22 protein-coding genes, 1 pseudogene and 1 other annotated feature are annotated in these 17,860 nt (G+C 40.1%); of the genes and pseudogenes, 3 read left to right on the top strand and 20 right to left on the bottom strand.

The window, feature by feature from the left end; all coding sequences use genetic code 11:
* The first annotated feature begins 76 nt into the window (after positions 1–76).
* Positions 77–388: a hypothetical protein gene (locus ACLJJ6_RS05450; RefSeq protein WP_412988155.1), complete on the top strand. Its 312-nt coding sequence runs from the start codon at positions 77–79 to the stop codon at positions 386–388.
* Between the two features lie 9 nt (positions 389–397).
* Here the strand turns inward: ACLJJ6_RS05450 and ACLJJ6_RS05455 are convergent, their stop codons facing one another.
* The 14 genes and pseudogenes from ACLJJ6_RS05455 to efp all read right to left on the bottom strand — a co-directional run bounded on the left by ACLJJ6_RS05455 (position 398) and on the right by efp (position 11,852).
* On the bottom strand, positions 398–1,066 hold the full coding sequence (locus ACLJJ6_RS05455) for an ABC transporter permease (protein WP_412988157.1): 669 nt from the start codon (positions 1,064–1,066) through the stop codon (positions 398–400).
* A gap of 2 nt (positions 1,067–1,068) precedes the next feature.
* Positions 1,069–2,004 carry an osmoprotectant ABC transporter substrate-binding protein gene (locus ACLJJ6_RS05460; protein WP_412988159.1) on the bottom strand — a complete coding sequence of 312 codons (936 nt, stop codon included), beginning with the start codon at positions 2,002–2,004 and terminating at the stop codon, positions 1,069–1,071.
* Between the two features lie 13 nt (positions 2,005–2,017).
* Positions 2,018–2,656, bottom strand: a complete 639-nt coding sequence (locus ACLJJ6_RS05465; RefSeq protein WP_412988161.1) for an ABC transporter permease — start codon at positions 2,654–2,656, stop codon at positions 2,018–2,020.
* A pseudogene (locus ACLJJ6_RS05470) lies at positions 2,653–3,837 on the bottom strand (betaine/proline/choline family ABC transporter ATP-binding protein). Before ACLJJ6_RS05470 ends, ACLJJ6_RS05465 begins: the two are co-directional and overlap by 4 nt.
* A gap of 125 nt (positions 3,838–3,962) precedes the next feature.
* Positions 3,963–5,648 (bottom strand): DNA repair protein RecN, encoded by a 1,686-nt coding sequence (gene recN / locus ACLJJ6_RS05475; RefSeq protein WP_412988163.1) that lies wholly within the window; start codon positions 5,646–5,648, stop codon positions 3,963–3,965.
* A 19-nt stretch (positions 5,649–5,667) separates the two neighbouring features.
* Positions 5,668–6,129, bottom strand: a complete 462-nt coding sequence (locus ACLJJ6_RS05480; RefSeq protein WP_412988165.1) for an arginine repressor — start codon at positions 6,127–6,129, stop codon at positions 5,668–5,670.
* Positions 6,130–6,143: 14 nt separating this feature from the next.
* Positions 6,144–6,971, bottom strand: a complete 828-nt coding sequence (locus tag ACLJJ6_RS05485) for a TlyA family RNA methyltransferase (protein ID WP_412988167.1) — start codon at positions 6,969–6,971, stop codon at positions 6,144–6,146.
* Complete coding sequence (locus ACLJJ6_RS05490; RefSeq protein ID WP_412988169.1) at positions 6,968–7,873, bottom strand: polyprenyl synthetase family protein; 906 nt, start codon at positions 7,871–7,873, stop codon at positions 6,968–6,970. Before ACLJJ6_RS05490 ends, ACLJJ6_RS05485 begins: the two co-directional genes overlap by 4 nt.
* Positions 7,866–8,117, bottom strand: coding sequence for an exodeoxyribonuclease VII small subunit (locus ACLJJ6_RS05495; protein ID WP_412988171.1), 252 nt, complete (start codon positions 8,115–8,117; stop codon positions 7,866–7,868). The genes ACLJJ6_RS05490 and ACLJJ6_RS05495 overlap by 8 nt, the downstream gene beginning before the upstream one ends.
* The gene (gene xseA / locus ACLJJ6_RS05500; protein ID WP_412988172.1) at positions 8,110–9,462 is read right to left on the bottom strand and encodes an exodeoxyribonuclease VII large subunit; all 1,353 of its coding nucleotides are present in this window, start codon (positions 9,460–9,462) and stop codon (positions 8,110–8,112) included. The genes ACLJJ6_RS05495 and xseA overlap by 8 nt, the downstream gene beginning before the upstream one ends.
* A complete protein-coding gene (locus ACLJJ6_RS05505; protein WP_412988173.1) occupies positions 9,455–10,318 on the bottom strand; it encodes a bifunctional 5,10-methylenetetrahydrofolate dehydrogenase/5,10-methenyltetrahydrofolate cyclohydrolase in 864 nt (287 codons plus the stop codon). Before ACLJJ6_RS05505 ends, xseA begins: the two co-directional genes overlap by 8 nt.
* Before the next feature lie 114 nt (positions 10,319–10,432).
* A complete protein-coding gene (gene nusB, locus ACLJJ6_RS05510; RefSeq protein WP_412988175.1) occupies positions 10,433–10,846 on the bottom strand; it encodes a transcription antitermination factor NusB in 414 nt (137 codons plus the stop codon).
* Complete coding sequence (locus tag ACLJJ6_RS05515; protein WP_412988177.1) at positions 10,843–11,274, bottom strand: Asp23/Gls24 family envelope stress response protein; 432 nt, start codon at positions 11,272–11,274, stop codon at positions 10,843–10,845. The genes nusB and ACLJJ6_RS05515 overlap by 4 nt, the downstream gene beginning before the upstream one ends.
* Before the next feature lie 20 nt (positions 11,275–11,294).
* The gene (gene efp / locus ACLJJ6_RS05520) at positions 11,295–11,852 is read right to left on the bottom strand and encodes an elongation factor P (RefSeq protein ID WP_412988178.1); all 558 of its coding nucleotides are present in this window, start codon (positions 11,850–11,852) and stop codon (positions 11,295–11,297) included.
* A 252-nt stretch (positions 11,853–12,104) separates the two neighbouring features.
* Between efp and ACLJJ6_RS05525 the strand changes: the two genes are divergently transcribed.
* A complete protein-coding gene (locus ACLJJ6_RS05525; protein WP_412988180.1) occupies positions 12,105–13,346 on the top strand; it encodes an ISL3 family transposase in 1,242 nt (413 codons plus the stop codon).
* Positions 13,347–13,444: 98 nt separating this feature from the next.
* Here ACLJJ6_RS05525 and rpmA read toward each other — a convergent pair whose 3' ends face one another.
* The 5 genes from rpmA to ACLJJ6_RS05550 form a co-directional block, all read right to left on the bottom strand.
* On the bottom strand, positions 13,445–13,732 hold the full coding sequence (gene rpmA, locus ACLJJ6_RS05530; RefSeq protein ID WP_412988182.1) for a 50S ribosomal protein L27: 288 nt from the start codon (positions 13,730–13,732) through the stop codon (positions 13,445–13,447).
* 17 nt (positions 13,733–13,749) lie between these two features.
* Positions 13,750–14,091, bottom strand: a complete 342-nt coding sequence (locus tag ACLJJ6_RS05535; protein WP_412988183.1) for a ribosomal-processing cysteine protease Prp — start codon at positions 14,089–14,091, stop codon at positions 13,750–13,752.
* 14 nt (positions 14,092–14,105) lie between these two features.
* Complete coding sequence (gene rplU / locus ACLJJ6_RS05540; RefSeq protein WP_412988184.1) at positions 14,106–14,414, bottom strand: 50S ribosomal protein L21; 309 nt, start codon at positions 14,412–14,414, stop codon at positions 14,106–14,108.
* A 12-nt stretch (positions 14,415–14,426) separates the two neighbouring features.
* Positions 14,427–14,504: a sequence feature (ribosomal protein L21 leader region), on the bottom strand.
* A gap of 58 nt (positions 14,505–14,562) precedes the next feature.
* Positions 14,563–15,180: a TetR/AcrR family transcriptional regulator gene (locus tag ACLJJ6_RS05545; RefSeq protein WP_412988185.1), complete on the bottom strand. Its 618-nt coding sequence runs from the start codon at positions 15,178–15,180 to the stop codon at positions 14,563–14,565.
* 84 nt (positions 15,181–15,264) lie between these two features.
* Positions 15,265–15,717, bottom strand: a complete 453-nt coding sequence (locus ACLJJ6_RS05550) for a GNAT family N-acetyltransferase (protein WP_412988187.1) — start codon at positions 15,715–15,717, stop codon at positions 15,265–15,267.
* Between the two features lie 193 nt (positions 15,718–15,910).
* Here ACLJJ6_RS05550 and ACLJJ6_RS05555 point away from each other — a divergent pair, with 193 nt between their 5' ends.
* Positions 15,911–17,152, top strand: a complete 1,242-nt coding sequence (locus ACLJJ6_RS05555) for an ISL3 family transposase (protein WP_412988180.1) — start codon at positions 15,911–15,913, stop codon at positions 17,150–17,152.
* A gap of 90 nt (positions 17,153–17,242) precedes the next feature.
* Here the strand turns inward: ACLJJ6_RS05555 and ACLJJ6_RS05560 are convergent, their stop codons facing one another.
* On the bottom strand, positions 17,243–17,755 hold the full coding sequence (locus ACLJJ6_RS05560) for a hypothetical protein (RefSeq protein ID WP_412988189.1): 513 nt from the start codon (positions 17,753–17,755) through the stop codon (positions 17,243–17,245).
* Positions 17,756–17,860: the final 105 nt, after the last annotated feature.

Here is a 17,860-nt window from a genome sequence, read left to right on the forward strand (position 1 = left end):
AAAACACAAAAAACTGTTGCTTTTAAGAACGTTTGTTCGTATAATGAGGACACAAACAAATGTTCGAGGTGTCATTATGGAAAACTTACAACAAAAGCACCAATTTACTAATTTAGTTCAGAATTCTTATCGCAAGTTCTTCGCTGATTCTGCCCTAGAAGGTATTGAACCCCAAATGCCTACTTTTCAGTTGCAGCAATTTTTGGCTCAAGCCACTCAGCGAAACTACCCCGTCACCATCCAAATAAACGGTTCTAATGCAATTTACGAGAGTAGCGGTCATTTAACTGTCCTCACAAAAAACAGGTACGTTCTGACTTCTCCTCATCAAAACGTAACCCATCTCTTAAAGCTGCAAGATATTCGTTTTATCAAAAAAATGAATTAATTCGCACAACTATGCATGTTTAGCCCGCTTATATGCCGGATCCAAGCGATTTTGTAACCAGCCTAACACTAAATCTGAAATAATTGCCATCAAAGCGGTTGGTAAAGCACCGGCTAAGATAATTGCACCACCATTTGTGGCATTTGTACCACGAATGATTATATCTCCAAGACCGCCAGCGCCAACAAAGGTCCCAATGGCGGTAATTCCAATCGCTAAGACTAAAGCGTTTCGAATTCCGGCCATGATAACCGACATCGAAAGAGGCAGTTCTACCATGTATAGCAATTGAAAACGAGTCATTCCCATTCCCTTACCAGAATCTAGAATGCTAGCATTCACACTCTGCATGCCGCTATAGGTATTTTTGATAATCGGCAGTAACGCATAAAGAAAAACAGTTGCGATGACAGTATTCACACCTAACCCTAAGCCAAGCATAATGATAGACAACATTGCTAACGACGGAACCGTTTGAATAACATTAGCAATTCCAATCACCGTTGCGCTTAATTTAGAGTGGCGTGCTATCAAAATTCCCAGCGGAATGCCCACTATCGCAGCAAATATGACTCCATAAATGGAAATGAGAAAGTGACGGGTAAACTGTTCCAAGACGTAAACGCCATTATGCGAGAAGTAATAAACTAGCTGTTGAAAAATATTTAGATGTGTCATGTCTATTTACCGTCCTTTCCATCAAAGTAATGATGCTGTTCCAGAAATTGCTTAGCCACAACCTGAGGTTCAATTAACTGGTTATCTACTTTGGCATTCAGGCTTTGCATCGTACTTAGTGAAATTTTACCTTTAAGCTTTAAAAGAACCTTTTTCAGTTCTGGGTGTTCTTTCAAAATCTTATCGGTAGCAAGTGGACTAGCATCATACGGTGGGAAGAATTGTTTATTATCTTTCAAAACCTTTAAATCATAACTCTTAATTCGCCCATCCGTTGAATAACCGAGAACTGCATTCATCTTACCAGACTGAACAGCACTATAAACCAACCCAATTTGCATTGGGTAGACTTTTTCAAACTGAAAACCATAAGTACGAATAAAACCGTCATAGCCATCGCCCTTACGGTTCACCCAAATCTGATCTGCACCGACAGACATTTTGGGCGCTAAACGTTTCAAATCACTCACTGTGTGTAAATTTTCTTTTCGTGCTAGTTTACCAGTTACCATAAATGCATACGTGTCTGCAAAACCATAGGAAGGAAAATAAGTCATATGATATTTTTCCTTATAGATTTTCCGAACTTTTTTTGTGGCTAATTTCGGATTTTTAATTGCAGCTTGGTTAAAAATAGTGGTGAGATCCGTCCCGTTATAGCGAATAGCCGAAATATCCGCATCTCCGCGTTTTACCGCCTGAAAACTGACCGATCCTGATCCTAGATTATTAATCAATGTTGTCTTAAGATTTGTATCATGCTGAATTAAATCCGAGATCATGTAAGCCATGATCTGCTGTTCCGTTGTGTTTTGAGCGGCAATCCTTACAGTATCACGAGTTGAAGCATTTAACCCGGGGAGGCCACAACCACTTAAAAGCAGCGTTGAAATTAGGACTAACATTCCAACCTTTAAAAACCGTTTGATTTTTTTCATTGTGATCCCCTTTCTATAATTTAGCGTGACTGGTCGTTTTCGGTGTTAATTGAACTTCCAGCTTTCCTAACAGCCAATCCACAAGCAATGCCAACAGAATAACGGGGATTGAACCTCCCAAAATTAAATCCGTACGGTACAAGTTCAAGCCGTTAAAAATAAAATCACCTAAACCACCGGCACCGATATATGAAGCCAGCGCTGTCCAGGCAATGACATAGGTTGCTGAAAGCCGTATACCACTCATAATGACGGGAACAGCCATAGGTAATTCTACCTTCACGATGGACTGATAATTCGTCATTCCCATTCCTTTTGCGGCATCACGTAGGCTTGGATCAACACCCCGCAATCCTAAGAAAGTGTTTCTTAGAATCGGTAGGAGTGAATAGATGAATAAAGCTATAATTGCGGGTACCGCACCAATGCCAAAGAGCGGGATCATCATTGCCAGTAAGGCGAGCGCAGGGATCGTCTGTAAAACACTGGCAATCTCAATAATTACACCAGAGGCCTTTTTCATTCTTGTCAGTAAGATCCCTAATGGAACCGCCACAATGACACCTAATCCTAATGCGATTCCGGAAATGTAAATATGTTGCCAAATTTTATAAAGGAGTTGGCCACCATACGTTTGAATAAAGGTAATCACGGTTTAACGTCACCAACCTTTTCTTGTTTTTCCTGATCAACTTGGTCATTTTCTTGACTGTGAGTGGCTGTATCGGCGTCACCCCACAACGCATCATAAACAATGTCAACAAGTGAAGCCCGCGTTACAATTCCAACCAACTTCTGCTCTTCATTGACAACCGGTACGTTTTTATAACCCCGCTTCAAAATTCGTTCCACTGTATCACGAATAATTGAATTTTCGCGTACATAAAATACCTTACGAGTCATCACATCATCAACACTTGTGGCAGTATTATAGTTATAATCAATTTGTTCAATATCGACATAGCCCTTCAAGACACCTGAGTCATCGGTCACTAATAACGTATCAACACGTTTCTCGTGCATCAATTTGAGGGCCTCTTTCAAAGAACGGCCGGGAGTAATTGAAACCGCATTATTATACATAACTTGACCAACTGTAGTGATACTAGGCTTAGCTTGAATCAAGCGATCTTTTCCAATTAAATTTTCAACAAATTCGTTTGCTGGATGGCGCAGAATCTCATCAGGAGTCGCCACCTGAACCATTTTTCCATGACTCATCACCACAATCCGAGTCGCTAATTTCAGAGCCTCGTCCATGTCATGGGTGACAAAAATCAGTGTCTTCCCTAAGCGTTCCTGTAAGTCCTTCACAAAATCTTGTAGTGATTCACGCGTAATCGGATCCAACGCACCAAAGGGCTCATCCATCAAGATCAAATCTTGGTCCGCCGCCAGCGCTCTAACTACCCCAATTCGCTGTTGTTGACCACCTGATCATTCTGAAGGATAACGATCCAAGTAGTCTTCTGGCAATTCAACCATCTTAATCATTTCTTTAGCGCGTTCATTTCGACGTTCATCTGACCATTTAAGTAATTTAGGAACAATCGTAATATTGTCACGGATTGTCATATGGGGCATTAACCCAATATTTTGAATAACATAACCAATTTTTCGGCGCAATTTTACCGGATCAGCTTTCAAAACGTCCTCGCCTTCCAACTCAATTGAACCACTTGTGGGATTGAGCATCCGGTTAATCATTCGCATTGTGGTTGTTTTACCAGAACCAGACGTCCCAATAAAACAAATAAATTCCCCTTTTTTAACACTGAGATTAAAATCATCCACTGCTTTTTTTCCGCCATAGATCTTAGAAAGATGTTTCATTTCTAAAAACACATACGTCAACTCCATTCTTTTTAAGTGCAACTAGTATTATGGTATCGTACTTAACCCCTGTCCTGCAAATCTTACGGGTTACCAATTCTTTGACCTCGTCTAAAAAAAACGCCTTAAGACGGGTGAGTCATCTTAAGGAGTTCTTTTGCATGCTGCACACTGAGTTCTGTGACGGTACTACCTGCCAGCATTCTGGCAAGTTCCTGTACGCGGCCATTCTCATCCAAATGTGTCAATTGTGTTTCTGTACGATCATGTTTAATTTCTTTGGCCACAAAGAACTGATGGTCAGCCTCTGCTGCCACCTGTGGCAAATGTGTAATACATAAAACTTGGGAGTAACTAGCAATTAATTTTATTTTCTCCGCGATTGCCTGCGCCACACGACCACTGACGCCTGTGTCCACCTCATCAAAAATGATGCTAGTAATCCCCTGCGATTTTGCAAAAATTGTTTTCAAAGCCAACATAATTCTGGAAAGTTCTCCACCAGAAGCAATTCGCGATAGTGGTCCCATTGATTCCCCTGGATTCGTTCTTAGATAAAATTCAACGTTATCTTTTCCAAAAGCACGGAATTGGGTTTCCTCTGATGGCGCAAAATGGACCTCAAATTCAGCTTTGTCCATATACAACTGTTTTAATTGTTCATGTACCGCACTTTGCAACTGGCGAGCAGCAGTTTGCCGTTTTACAGTTAATTTTTGAGCTGACTTTTCTAATTCAACTCGCAAGGCTTTCAATTGCTCCGCCATTTGATCCTCATCGGCTTCGGTTCCCACCATACTATGCAATTCCTGCGAAACCTTTTGATCGTATTTCAAGATCTGTTCGACGGTATCCCCGTATTTTCGCTTCAACTGGTAAATTTCCTCCAGTCGTTTCTCCACTTGGTCGAGTTTGCCTTCATCCCATTCCATGTTATCTAATTCGCCACTAATCTCGCTCGCAGCGTCCTGTAACTGGTAGTAAGCTGATGAAACAACACCAGAAATCGCCTTATATTTGTCATCAATGTCCTCAATATCACGCAGCGCATTCATCGCTTCGCCGGCACTGTCAATCGCCCCGGTGGCTTCTTCACTTTCTAACGCCAGTTGAGCCGTTTGAAGGGCCGTACTTATTTTTTGGTAATTTTCTAATAAATCTTTCTGTGAATTGAGTTGTTCCTCTTCGCCCGGCTGTAAATTAGCATCCTCAATCTCTTTTGCTTGAAAGCGTAACATATCAACCCGTTGTGCCCACTCTTTTTCATTAGCTTTTTTACGATCAAATTTCTTTTTTAAATTCTGATATTTTTCAAAAGTTTCCTGGTACTGGCTCAAAATAGGTTGAATTTCATGGCGCGCAAACTCATCTAACATACCCAAATGCTTTTCCGGTTGCATCAATTCCTGATGTTCATTTTGACCATGAATATCGATCAACGTTTCGCCAACTCGTTTTAAGATTGTGGTGTTTACTAACGAACCATTAATCCGGCAAACATTGCGCCCACTTGACTGAATCTCGCGTTGCAAAATGAGAGTATCGTCTCCATGTTCGATCCCATACTTTTCCAACAAAGAACCGGTTTCTGGATTTTTATCCATACTAAACATTCCTTGCAAAACGGCTTTTTTGGCACCCTTGCGAATAAAATCGACGGAACCCCGGCCGCCAGCCAGTAACCCCACTGCATCAATAATAATGGACTTCCCAGCACCGGTTTCACCAGTTAACACTGTCATTCCCGAATTAAATTCAATATTTAGTTTTTCGATAATTGCAAAGTTTTGAATCGATAATTCTTGAAGCATATTCTGCACCTCGTCAACTTTAAATCTTATTCGAAAGCATTGCCGTGACAAGTTCCTTAACGTGATTAACCCCATCAAGGCTAGTTGTAATAATCAGTACTGAGCCATCATCACTAATAGCACCCAAAATATCCTGACTGTCCAACTGATTAAACAAACTCGCAATTGCCGGGCCACTACCGGGTTGAACCATCAAAAAAATGAACGTCGCATTGCTTGATATTTTTTGTAAGGATTCTTGCAATGTATTTTTAAGTTTTACCTTCACATCTTCATCTTTTTTTAACGGCAAGGCGTAATGGTAACCACCACTTTTTGAAGGAAGCTTTACCAGCTGCATATCACGAATATCACGTGAAATAGTGGCCTGGGTAACCTCAATCCCCCGCTGGTCCAAAAAAGCAACTAAATCTTCTTGCTTTTGGACATCATTTTGTGTGAGGATTTCTTCAATATTTTTTTGACGTTCATTTTTTCTCATTTTGACCCGCTCCTTCAATCTTCTTTTGAGTGGTTTAATTGCCCGTACGCTTTTTCCAATGTTGCTTCAATCGACACCTGATCTTCAATTTTTGCCGGCCCATCCGTGGCCACCAAATGGGCTAGAAATTCAATGTTTCCCTCGCCACCCTTAATTGGCGAAAAATCTAATCCCGCAACCCGGTAACCATTTTCTACTGCCATTGCCAATGTATGTTTTAAAACCTCGGCATGCGTTTTGGGATCGCGCACAATCCCGTGTTTGCCAACCTTATCTTTTCCAGCTTCAAACTGAGGTTTAATAAGCGCCACAACACTGCTTTCAGGTTTAATGATTTGCTTTAATGGTGGTAAAATCAACTTTAATGAAATGAAGGAAACATCAATGGAAGCAAATTCTGGCTGACCATGTGTAAAATCAGCTAACTGAGAATAACGAAAATTTGTGTTCTCCATGACCACCACGCGGGGATCTTCTCGTAATTTCCACACCAGTTGATTGGTCCCAACATCGAGCGCATAGCTCAGCTTTGCCCCATTTTGCAGCATGACATCGGTAAAACCTCCCGTGGACGACCCAATATCCAAAACAATTTTATCTTGAACATTAAGATGAAAGACCTCAAGTACTTTAGCTAGCTTAAGACCACCACGACTGACGTAGGGCATCTTCTTGCCTTTAAAATGCAACTCAGTATCAACCGGAATTTTACTGCCTGGCTTGTCCAGACGTTCTTCATTTTCACCAAGTATTTCGCCGGCCATCACGGCGCGTTTGGCTTGTTCCCGGGTTTCAAATAACCCTTGTGAGACTAATAAGACATCTACGCGTTCTTTTTTCATTTTGCTTCCTCATCTAATTGAAAATAATCTAAGAATCCATTCAATAGTTCTATTGGTAAACCCTCTTCATGTAAACGCACAAGCGCAGTTTGACAACTAGTCACACACTGCATCAAATCACGTTTAGCCTGTGCCAATCCACGGATGCCCGGATACGTATTTTTGTGTTCTTCCGCATCCTTATGAACAGCCTTCCCCATGGATTGTGTTGTTCCTAAGACATCTTGCAAGTCATCATAAATTTGAAAGGCTAAACCAAAGTTCTCAGCAAACATATCTAAAGCTTGACGTCTCTTTGTTGAACTATTTGTGATAATCCCAGCTGCCTGCGCCGTATAAGCAATTAGCGCACCTGTTTTCTGTTTATGTAGGTGTTTTAACTGGTCAAACGACAATTGCTGGTTTTCACCTAAAACATCACTCACCTGCCCAGCAACCATCCCTGCCGGTCCTGCTGCCTGTGCCAATGCCAAGGTCAATTGTGCTGTAATTGGCGCACTATACTTACTGTCAGCTAGCCATTCGAAGGCCAATGTCAAAAGACCATCACCAGCTAAAATGGCTAACGCTTCCCCAAACTTTTTATGGTTAGTGGCGAGTCCCCGCCTTAAATCATCATTATCCATGGCGGGTAAATCATCATGAATAAGCGAATACGTGTGTAATAATTCCAACGACGAAGCTACTTTTAGCTTCCGCTCGTCAACTTTACCTGCCAAGGTTTGTACCATTGCCAAGAGTAACAACGGTCGCAAACGTTTCCCGCCAGCCAATACCGAGTATCGCATGGCTGCTAACAGTGGGGGATTGGTGACGCTTTCGTTAAGATGAACACCTAAATAATCGGTTATCTCTTGTCGATATCGTTTAATGAAGGCATGCGTAACATTATTTTCATTCATTTGTGTCTGGGTCCTTATCAGAATCCTGCGCCGTCTCAAACGGTACTTCTTGGCCATCTTCGGCCATCATTTTGGTCAATGTTTTTTCAGCATCTTGCAAAGTATCCTGAAGATCCTTACTTAAAACAACCCCCCGTTTAAATTCATCTAACGCTTTTTCCAAAGGCACATCACCTTTTTCCAAATTAGTTACAATCTCATCTAGTGATTTCAAATTCTCTTCAAAAGTTGGTTTATCAGCCATCGTTACGCCCTCCTTGTTTGATATCCGTAATTTTTGCTGTTGCTGTACCATCATTCAGATGTAACTCAATGGCGGTACCAATTCGTAATTCAGAAACTTTTTTTACCACGCGGTCTTCCTGAGTTACATAACTATAGCCACGTCCCATAATTTTTAATGGGCTCAAGTAATCTAGCGCAGCTATTGTGTGCTGCAAGCGCTCCGCTTTGGTTTTGACGGTAATGTTGACGCCCCTAGCTAAACGCTGTTGGAGATTAACCACTGTTTGCTTTTCACGCTGAATTTGTCCCGCTGGTGAATTTAAGAACAATTTTTGTTTACGATCCGCAAATAAATTTCGGTACTGATTGAGCATAGCATTCATCGTCTGCTTTAGTTTATCATTTAGAAAATCCACATTTTGCACGTAGCCCTCGTACAAACGACGAGGATCCTGAAAAACGTACGAGTGTTGCAGGCGGCGAAGGGCTTGCTGATCTTTTTTTATAAGATTCAGAAATGCATTCAAAATTCGCGTCCGTCGTTGCGCTAAATGCAAAACTTCTTCACTCAAAACCGGTGTTGCTAATTCAGCCGCGGCGGTAGGTGTTGCAGCGCGAACATCCGCTACCAGGTCAGCGATGGTCGTGTCTGTTTCATGTCCAACCGAAGAAATAATGGGGATTTGACTTGCAAAAATGGCACGCGCAACCTGTTCCTCATTAAACGGCCACAAGTCTTCGATGGAACCCCCACCACGTCCTAAAATAATCGTATCAAAATCACCAATTTCATTAACTTGCTTAATGCGTTTGACTAATTCTCCAGCAGCTTCGGTTCCTTGCACTTGCGCTGGAAATAATACTAATTGCACAATCGGAAACCGACGCCGTGTGGTAGTAATGATATCGCGAATAACAGCTCCTGATGGACTGGTAATTACCGCAATACGTTTTGGAAACCGTACTAGTGGCTGCTTAGGCGCCGTAAATAAGCCTTCCGCACTTAATTTCTTTTTTAGTTGTTCAAAAGCCTGATAAAGTGCCCCAACGCCATCGGGCTGCATACTATCAATATAAATTTGGTAACTGCCACTAGGTTCGTAAACGGAAAGACGCCCCGTGACGAGAACCTTCATTCCAGTCTCCGGCGTAAATTTTAACTTTTCAAAAGCCGACCGAAACATAATGGCGTTAATCTTGGCATGATCATCTTTTAAACTAAAATATTGATGGGCATGTGGGCGGACACGCAAATTTGAGATTTCACCAACCAGGTATACACGACCTAAATAGGGATCAACATCAAACTTCCGTTTAATATATTGCGTTAATGCCGTTACAGTTAAATAATCTGGCTTAGCCATTTTCTTCACCACTCCATTCAGCGAGCGCAACTGTTTGTGCCATTAGGGTTGTAATAGTCATCGGACCAACACCCTTAGGTACCGGTGTAATATAGCTTGCCCGATCTTGAACAGTCGTAAAGTCGACATCGCCTACTAATTTCCCTTTTTCATCACGATCCATGCCCACGTCAATTACGACTGCCCCAGGTTTGACATCTGTGGCGTGCACAAAATGTGCAATGCCTACCGCGACAATCAGGATATCAGCCTCGCGCGTTAACTGTGCCAAATGATGGGTGTGACTATGGGTGATGGTCACCGTTGCATTCGCATTAATTAATAAAGCTGCCATGGGTTTTCCGACAATGGTACTTCGTCCAATGACGACCACTCGCTTACCATCCAGTGGAATATGGTATGCCTTAAACATGGTCATGATGCCTTGTGGTGTACAAGCGATTGGTGTCCGGTCAGTTTTATTGACCAACAGTTTACCTAAATTTACAGGATGGAACCCATCAACATCTTTTTTTGGATCAATGGCTGTCGTAACATGAAATTCGTTGATTTGCGCAGGTAGAGGCAACTGCACTAAAATGGCATGAATGCTGGTGTCTTCATTGTATTCCTGAATAACTTGGATAAGTTCTGCTTCAGTAATTGTAGCAGGCAGTTTACGGACAATGGAATGCAGGCCCATTTTTTTAGCTCGTCTTTCCTTGTTACGCACGTAGATCTGACTGGCAAGATCGTCTCCCACCAATACAACGACCAATCCAGGTATAATCCCGTGTTCAGCCAGTTGTTTTACTCGCTTTCTGGTTGCTTCATCAAGTTTAGCTGCCAATGCTTTACCATCGATTATAGTTGCCATATCCATTACCTCTCTTATCTCGCAAACTGATTACTCATATAGTTTAGCATACTAAAAAATACGAAAAAACCAGAAAAAACGATTTGTCTTTTCTGGCTAATTTTACTTTTTAGGTTAAGCCTCGTCTAGCTTACTTGAAAGAACACCGTTAATAAAATTCTTTGAAGTTTCATCAGCATACTTTTTCGCAAGTTCTAAAGCTTCATTAACTGCTACCTTGCCAGGAACTTCTGATACTTCATCGATTTCAAAAAAGGCGATCTCTAGAATGATTCGATTTGTCCGCGACAAACGCTGAATTGACCAAGTCTTCTTGAGATACTTTCCAATTTGTTCATTGAGGTCCGCTTGCTTGTCTAAAACCCCATCAACTAGTGTCACAAGGTACGCTGGTACGTCATCTTGATCTTCTTGCCAGTTACTCAACACCTGTTGATAAAGGGCATCGCGCGAAGCTTCTGGATTACTAGCTAAGGCAAATAACGTCTGAAACGCAGCTTCTCTAATTTGGTGTCGATTTAAACTCACTTTTCGTCACCATCATTTTCTGCAAAAATGTCATCCGGATCTACAGTTGAAGTGCTTTTAGCAGGAATAATTCCTTCAACGTGTATGTTGACTTCGGTAACTTCTAATTCAGTCATAAACAAAAGTTGTTGATTAACCTTGCTTTGGATCTTTTTCGCAATTTCCGGCACAGAAGTTCCGTAATCTAAATAGACATAAACATCAACGCGGAGTTTGCCATCATTCAAAGCCAGCTTGACCCCTTGTCCTTTGGTGTTTCTGGTTAGAAAAGAGGTAACACTTTCGCTTAAACCACTACTGCTCAGATGAACGCCCTCAACTTCTTCTACTGAAATTCCCGCAATAATCGAAACAACCTCTGGTGCAATTTTTATGGCTCCCAGTGTTGGTTTATGTTCTGCCAACGCTAAATATTTATCTTCTGCCATATTCAAAACCTCCTGCTTTATTAAGCCCGTGAAACGTATGTTCCATCTGTTGTATTAATGATCAGAACATCGCCTTCGTTTACGAAGAATGGCACTTGAACCGTTAATCCCGTTTCTAGAGTGGCTGGTTTTGAACCACCAGTTGCTGTATCGCCACGAATTCCTGGCTCAGTGTCAGTAACTTTTAAGTTAACTGTATTTGGCAGGTCGACTCCTAATGTCTCACTACCAAACATAATGACGCTAACTTCCATATTTTCAATAAGATAATTCTTCTCCTGTGACAAGTTTGCTGCCGGAATTTCTAATTGTTCGTAAGTATGATTGTCCATAAAAACATAATTATCACCATCATTATAGAGATATTGCATTTTTTTGGTTTCAATATTGGCTTGTTCCATTTTTTCGCCAGCACGGAATGTTTTTTCCTGAACGGCATCTGTCCGTAAATTCTTTAATTTCGTGCGGACAAAAGCGCTCCCCTTTCCTGGCTTAACATGCTGAAACTCAACAATGCGCCAGATGCCATCATCAACTTGGATGGTTAATCCGTTCTTAAAATCTGAAGTTGAAATCATTTTTTTACCTCCAAAATTCTTTACACTTAACTATAGCAATACCAAGCAGTTAAAAGCAAGTTAAGTTCGTTACTTACACTTAATTTTAAGCTTTTTTGACAAAAAAAGAATCAGAACAAACATAGATGGGGTCTACACTTTCTGGTATTGGTGAATAACTGATACCAGTTTTTATTTTGAAAAAAAAAAGGACATTTGCCCTCTTTGTGTTACGATTTAATCGCCTAATAAAATCGAAAAGAGGAAAAACAAATGTCCCTAACTAATTCTATCCTAAGCCTATTCGAAATAACAGACCCTAATTTAACTGTAACTGAGATTACTAAGGAACATTATCCCAATGGGCAACACGTTCATGTCGTTCACGCTATCCTTTCCTATCAACTTTTAAAATGTCCTCATTGTGGCCATAAATCTCTAATCAAAAATGGAACTCACATTGGCCATCTAAGATTGGGAACCTTATCAGGTGGACGTTATGAGATGCAGCTAAAACGACAAAGATATCAATGTAAACGGTGTTTAAAAACCTGTGGTGCTCAAACTAACCTCGTTAAACGTAATGAAACTTTTACGCATAATGTGAAACATCAAGTAATTGTTCTGGCTCGGGATATGCTGACCAGTAAAGAAATCGCTAAGATTTGTGGGATTTCACCAAGTAGTGTTCAACGCATTTTAAATGCGAATATTCACTTAGCTTATCGTGTTAAAACACTCCCCCAAAATCTTTGTTTTGATGAATTCCGTTCCTGTAATCATCTAATGTCCTTTAACTGTTGCGATGCCGTTAGTCATCGCCGCATTGTGATTCTTAAGGATCGCCTTAGTAAGGATATCATTGATTACTTTGAAGCTCGCTATTCAGTTCAAGAACGTATGAAAGTTCAAACAATCACCGTTGATATGAATGCTGAGTATGCTGGCTTTATTCATCGGTTATTTCCTAAGGCAATAACCATCATTGACCGTTTCCACATTATTCAACTTGCCGGTCGGGCACTGGATAACGAACGTACACGTGTGATCCATACTTTTCAAGATAAGCATTCCCGAGTTTATCGCATTCTAAAATCTCAATGGCGTTTGTTCCATTTGGCAGAAGAAAAGGTCAATGATACTAAACTTATCTATTTACACGGTATCAACGAATACATGACCCAACAGAACGCCATTGACCTAGCCTTAGATGAATTTCCAGAATTTAAAACTGTGTATCAAACCTATCAAGGAATTCTAACAGCCATTCAACAAAAAGATGCGGTTGGATTTAAAACCTTGATTGCCAACTACAAGGCGGCTGGCAACCAAATGGATATTACTATCTCAACTTTAATAAAGAATGGTCCTGCTGTTCTCAATAGTTGTCGTTATCCGTATTCCAACGGTCCTATTGAAGGACTAAATCGTAAAATTAAGGTGTTAAAGCGTAGCTGTTTTGGTTTTCAAAATATTCATAACTTTTTCATTCGTATCAGTTTAATTTATGCGTAAACAAAAAAAGCACATTCACCGAAGTGAACATGCTTTTCAAAAATCTCCACCAATACAATTTGACAGAGACCCCATAGATGTTCTGATTCCTTTTTTAATTATTCTGCATCTGCTGCGGGATATACAGAAACCTGACGCTTGTCACGGCCCTTACGTTCGAAACGAACAACCCCATCAGTTAAGGCAAATAAAGTGTCATCGTTACCACGACCAACGTTAGAACCAGGATAAATATGTGTTCCTCGTTGACGATAAATAATCATACCGCTCTTAACTGGTTGACCATCAGCACGTTTTGTTCCTAAACGACGACCAGCAGAATCACGACCATTAGAGGTGGAACCACCACCCTTATGATGACTAAAGAATTGTAAATTCAATAACATAGTATTACACCTCCGAATTATAAACTTGAAATATTCACATGAATAAATTGTGAATAATTTTGAGAAATATCTCTCATACCAATAACAAAGCTTTTTAAGATCGCTTGAACTTGCAAATATTGTTCATGATTCGAAGCAACCGGAAACTGGGCTTTTAAAAGGCCCCCGTTTTCCTCGTCTTCTTCGATTTGGGGCTTCATCTGAGCAATTTGTTCAACACTATTAACGGTGTTGATTGCTAGCACTGAGGCAGCTGCACAAACAATATCCTGTCCATACGGTCCAGAATCAGCATGTCCAACCATCTCAAAGCTTATCACGTCTTTTTGACTGTTCTGCTTGATCTTAACTTTAATCATTGAGAAACCTCAAATTAAGCGTTAATTGCGTCAATTGTGACTTTTGTATATGGTTGACGATGACCTGTCTTAGTATGTTGGTTCTTCTTAGCTTTATACTTGAAAGTTGTCACTTTCTTGTCCTTGCCTTGTTTTTCAACAGTACCATTAACACTTGCGCCATCAACGGTTGGTGTGCCAACCTTTGTTGAATCGCCACCAACAAAAAGAACTTGATCAAATGTAACTTTGTCGCCTTCTTTAGCATTCAGCTTTTCAACAAAGATAGATTGACCTTCTTCAACCTTAAGTTGTTTACCACCAGTTTCAATAATTGCGTACACAGTGTGCACCTCCTCATTTCTAATACTCGCCAACCTTAAGTGTCTAAATTATAGAACTTAAAAACTCAGGCTGTGCGGTTGTAGCTGTGGAAGCCACAAATACAACGTTACAATAATAGCAAACCTTTTTGCAAAAGTCAACCTACGTCTAAGCGACAAAGAAATCGCTAATATCTAACGTGCTCGCCGTCTTTTCGTGCATTAAATCACTCACCTTATTTGCCATAAAGCGTGGCGAGTAAATCATATCTTGAGCTAGCCAAGACTCAATAGTTCCGATCAGCCCCGCGACTAAAAACGTCATTTTTATTTGGCTAAAATTATTTTGGTCAAGATGCGTTTTTTGTGCAAATTCCAGCAGCGACTGTCTAAAAGAAAGCGTCATCTTTTTTTCAAATTCTTTGTTGTCATTTAAATGAAATAAAGCGTTAAACGCTTCATAATTATCAGCAATGTAATGAAAACCACGTTTCAAGGAGAAAACCTGCACTTGATGCTCTGTCACTTGAATCTTAGCCGCCAGCACCGACTGCCCATCGACCAGTGCCATTTGAAACAGATCTTTGGTAAAATCTTCCAGAATCGTCTGAATAAAGTCAAGCTTATCGCGATAATGCAGATAAAAGGTTCCCCTAGTAACAGCTGCTGCCTCTGTAAGCTGTTGTACACTCAAGGTTTGAACATCTTGTTTTTTTAATAAGTCAATTAGCGCATGTTTCAGGCGCCGTTTAGTTTTTAAAATTCGTGGATCCGATTCACTTGTCATCGTGCGTTCTCCTAACTCTATATCCGTTCAGAGATAAATTTTACGGCACTCCATGACAAAAAACAAAAGTTTCGGCTTATTTTTCTAAAGTTGTTGTTGAAGCATTATCATGTCTTTTAAGTGCAGCCCATTTTCTATGATGGGATCAGCATAATTCTTCGTGAAGAAATCAGGTCGAATTTTGTAACAGCGAAAATTCATCTTTTGATAAAGATAAAGCTGCTCAAAACTAGTCGTGCCAGTTCCCACTAACATTTCTTGATACTGGTGCTGCTTGGCAAATTCAATTCCGAAGCGAATCAGATGCTGTGCAAGCCCTCGATGACGATAGGCTTCGGCAATGGCAATATTTTTCAATTCGATCGTCTGATTAGCTTCTGGTGTTAAAATAAGCACGCCAACTAACAGATGACTGTCACTAAGCTGAAACCCATAACTCTGTTTGACATAGTCCTCAATCAGATCATGGTTGGGGTCCGCCTGAGACAATAAACCGTAGTGGGCTTCTGTATATTCTTGAATTGGCTGGACTTTCATTTAGGCTTCACGTCCCTTTTAGTAATAAACACTAACTAACAATTATGCAAATTGTTGGTTAGTGTTTTTGGGTCTACACTTTCTGGTATTGGTGAATAACTGATACCAGTTTTTATTTTGAAAAAAAAAAGGACATTTGCCCTCTTTGTGTTACGATTTAATCGCCTAATAAAATCGAAAAGAGGAAAAACAAATGTCCCTAACTAATTCTATCCTAAGCCTATTCGAAATAACAGACCCTAATTTAACTGTAACTGAGATTACTAAGGAACATTATCCCAATGGGCAACACGTTCATGTCGTTCACGCTATCCTTTCCTATCAACTTTTAAAATGTCCTCATTGTGGCCATAAATCTCTAATCAAAAATGGAACTCACATTGGCCATCTAAGATTGGGAACCTTATCAGGTGGACGTTATGAGATGCAGCTAAAACGACAAAGATATCAATGTAAACGGTGTTTAAAAACCTGTGGTGCTCAAACTAACCTCGTTAAACGTAATGAAACTTTTACGCATAATGTGAAACATCAAGTAATTGTTCTGGCTCGGGATATGCTGACCAGTAAAGAAATCGCTAAGATTTGTGGGATTTCACCAAGTAGTGTTCAACGCATTTTAAATGCGAATATTCACTTAGCTTATCGTGTTAAAACACTCCCCCAAAATCTTTGTTTTGATGAATTCCGTTCCTGTAATCATCTAATGTCCTTTAACTGTTGCGATGCCGTTAGTCATCGCCGCATTGTGATTCTTAAGGATCGCCTTAGTAAGGATATCATTGATTACTTTGAAGCTCGCTATTCAGTTCAAGAACGTATGAAAGTTCAAACAATCACCGTTGATATGAATGCTGAGTATGCTGGCTTTATTCATCGGTTATTTCCTAAGGCAATAACCATCATTGACCGTTTCCACATTATTCAACTTGCCGGTCGGGCACTGGATAACGAACGTACACGTGTGATCCATACTTTTCAAGATAAGCATTCCCGAGTTTATCGCATTCTAAAATCTCAATGGCGTTTGTTCCATTTGGCAGAAGAAAAGGTCAATGATACTAAACTTATCTATTTACACGGTATCAACGAATACATGACCCAACAGAACGCCATTGACCTAGCCTTAGATGAATTTCCAGAATTTAAAACTGTGTATCAAACCTATCAAGGAATTCTAACAGCCATTCAACAAAAAGATGCGGTTGGATTTAAAACCTTGATTGCCAACTACAAGGCGGCTGGCAACCAAATGGATATTACTATCTCAACTTTAATAAAGAATGGTCCTGCTGTTCTCAATAGTTGTCGTTATCCGTATTCCAACGGTCCTATTGAAGGACTAAATCGTAAAATTAAGGTGTTAAAGCGTAGCTGTTTTGGTTTTCAAAATATTCATAACTTTTTCATTCGTATCAGTTTAATTTATGCGTAAACAAAAAAAGCACATTCACCGAAGTGAACATGCTTTTCAAAAATCTCCACCAATACAATTTGACAGAGACCCGTGTTTTTTAGTATGCCGTTATTGCGTGGTTCCGACATTGTTTAATTTTTGTTGCGCTTTCGTATCCTTAATAATCTGTTGATAGACCTTCTTACGGTTGGCAGCCTGCTTTGTAATTGGTTTAACAATCAGATGAACAACCTTATAGAATTCGGTGCTAATCGAGCCAGATAAATTGTCATCAAAGCCATAGTGATTTTCGTAAGCGTTCTTGATGATTTTTTTAATACTTCGATCATTATCGATAAGCAGATTTTTAAGTTCACGACGATCGGCTTTGCTCATTTTCTTACTAGCCTGCGTATTTAAATTATTAATTGCTGAATAAATTTTTGGAGCTGTTTTAGGTTTTTCAGAATCAAATTTTTCTAATGCATTTAATAGTCGATTAATGGCTTGTTTGTCAGTTTGGACTTGATTATATTTTTCGGAACTGATCACCACAGTCCCATAGACCTTGTTGCGGTTGCAACCGGTCAAAAATAATCCTAGGATGAGAAAGGGAATTAACCAGTAAATTTTCTTTTTCATTTCATCAGCTTCCTTCATTCTTGCTACCTTCATGATACCGAAAAACCGCTTGAAATGAAAGCATTTACTTGCCAGATGGGAAAAATTAAGCAGAATAACTTAATA

It is taken from the genome of Pediococcus siamensis (genome assembly GCF_047220215.1).
GTDB lineage: Bacteria > Bacillota > Bacilli > Lactobacillales > Lactobacillaceae > Pediococcus > Pediococcus siamensis.

Excerpts from the sequence above, each read along its gene's own strand:
- ACLJJ6_RS05450 (WP_412988155.1), top strand. The coding sequence starts at position 77 with ATGGAAAACTTACAACAAAAGCACCAATTTACTAATTTAGTTCAGAAT.
- ACLJJ6_RS05455 (WP_412988157.1), bottom strand. The coding sequence starts at position 1,066 with ATGACACATCTAAATATTTTTCAACAGCTAGTTTATTACTTCTCGCAT.
- ACLJJ6_RS05460 (WP_412988159.1), bottom strand. The coding sequence starts at position 2,004 with ATGAAAAAAATCAAACGGTTTTTAAAGGTTGGAATGTTAGTCCTAATT.
- recN (WP_412988163.1), bottom strand. The coding sequence starts at position 5,648 with ATGCTTCAAGAATTATCGATTCAAAACTTTGCAATTATCGAAAAACTA.
- ACLJJ6_RS05480 (WP_412988165.1), bottom strand. The coding sequence starts at position 6,129 with ATGAGAAAAAATGAACGTCAAAAAAATATTGAAGAAATCCTCACACAA.
- ACLJJ6_RS05485 (WP_412988167.1), bottom strand. The coding sequence starts at position 6,971 with ATGAAAAAAGAACGCGTAGATGTCTTATTAGTCTCACAAGGGTTATTT.
- ACLJJ6_RS05490 (WP_412988169.1), bottom strand. The coding sequence starts at position 7,873 with ATGAATGAAAATAATGTTACGCATGCCTTCATTAAACGATATCGACAA.
- ACLJJ6_RS05495 (WP_412988171.1), bottom strand. The coding sequence starts at position 8,117 with ATGGCTGATAAACCAACTTTTGAAGAGAATTTGAAATCACTAGATGAG.
- xseA (WP_412988172.1), bottom strand. The coding sequence starts at position 9,462 with ATGGCTAAGCCAGATTATTTAACTGTAACGGCATTAACGCAATATATT.
- ACLJJ6_RS05505 (WP_412988173.1), bottom strand. The coding sequence starts at position 10,318 with ATGGCAACTATAATCGATGGTAAAGCATTGGCAGCTAAACTTGATGAA.
- ACLJJ6_RS05515 (WP_412988177.1), bottom strand. The coding sequence starts at position 11,274 with ATGGCAGAAGATAAATATTTAGCGTTGGCAGAACATAAACCAACACTG.
- efp (WP_412988178.1), bottom strand. The coding sequence starts at position 11,852 with ATGATTTCAACTTCAGATTTTAAGAACGGATTAACCATCCAAGTTGAT.
- ACLJJ6_RS05525 (WP_412988180.1), top strand. The coding sequence starts at position 12,105 with ATGTCCCTAACTAATTCTATCCTAAGCCTATTCGAAATAACAGACCCT.
- rpmA (WP_412988182.1), bottom strand. The coding sequence starts at position 13,732 with ATGTTATTGAATTTACAATTCTTTAGTCATCATAAGGGTGGTGGTTCC.
- ACLJJ6_RS05535 (WP_412988183.1), bottom strand. The coding sequence starts at position 14,091 with ATGATTAAAGTTAAGATCAAGCAGAACAGTCAAAAAGACGTGATAAGC.
- ACLJJ6_RS05545 (WP_412988185.1), bottom strand. The coding sequence starts at position 15,180 with ATGACAAGTGAATCGGATCCACGAATTTTAAAAACTAAACGGCGCCTG.
- ACLJJ6_RS05550 (WP_412988187.1), bottom strand. The coding sequence starts at position 15,717 with ATGAAAGTCCAGCCAATTCAAGAATATACAGAAGCCCACTACGGTTTA.
- ACLJJ6_RS05555 (WP_412988180.1), top strand. The coding sequence starts at position 15,911 with ATGTCCCTAACTAATTCTATCCTAAGCCTATTCGAAATAACAGACCCT.
- ACLJJ6_RS05560 (WP_412988189.1), bottom strand. The coding sequence starts at position 17,755 with ATGAAAAAGAAAATTTACTGGTTAATTCCCTTTCTCATCCTAGGATTA.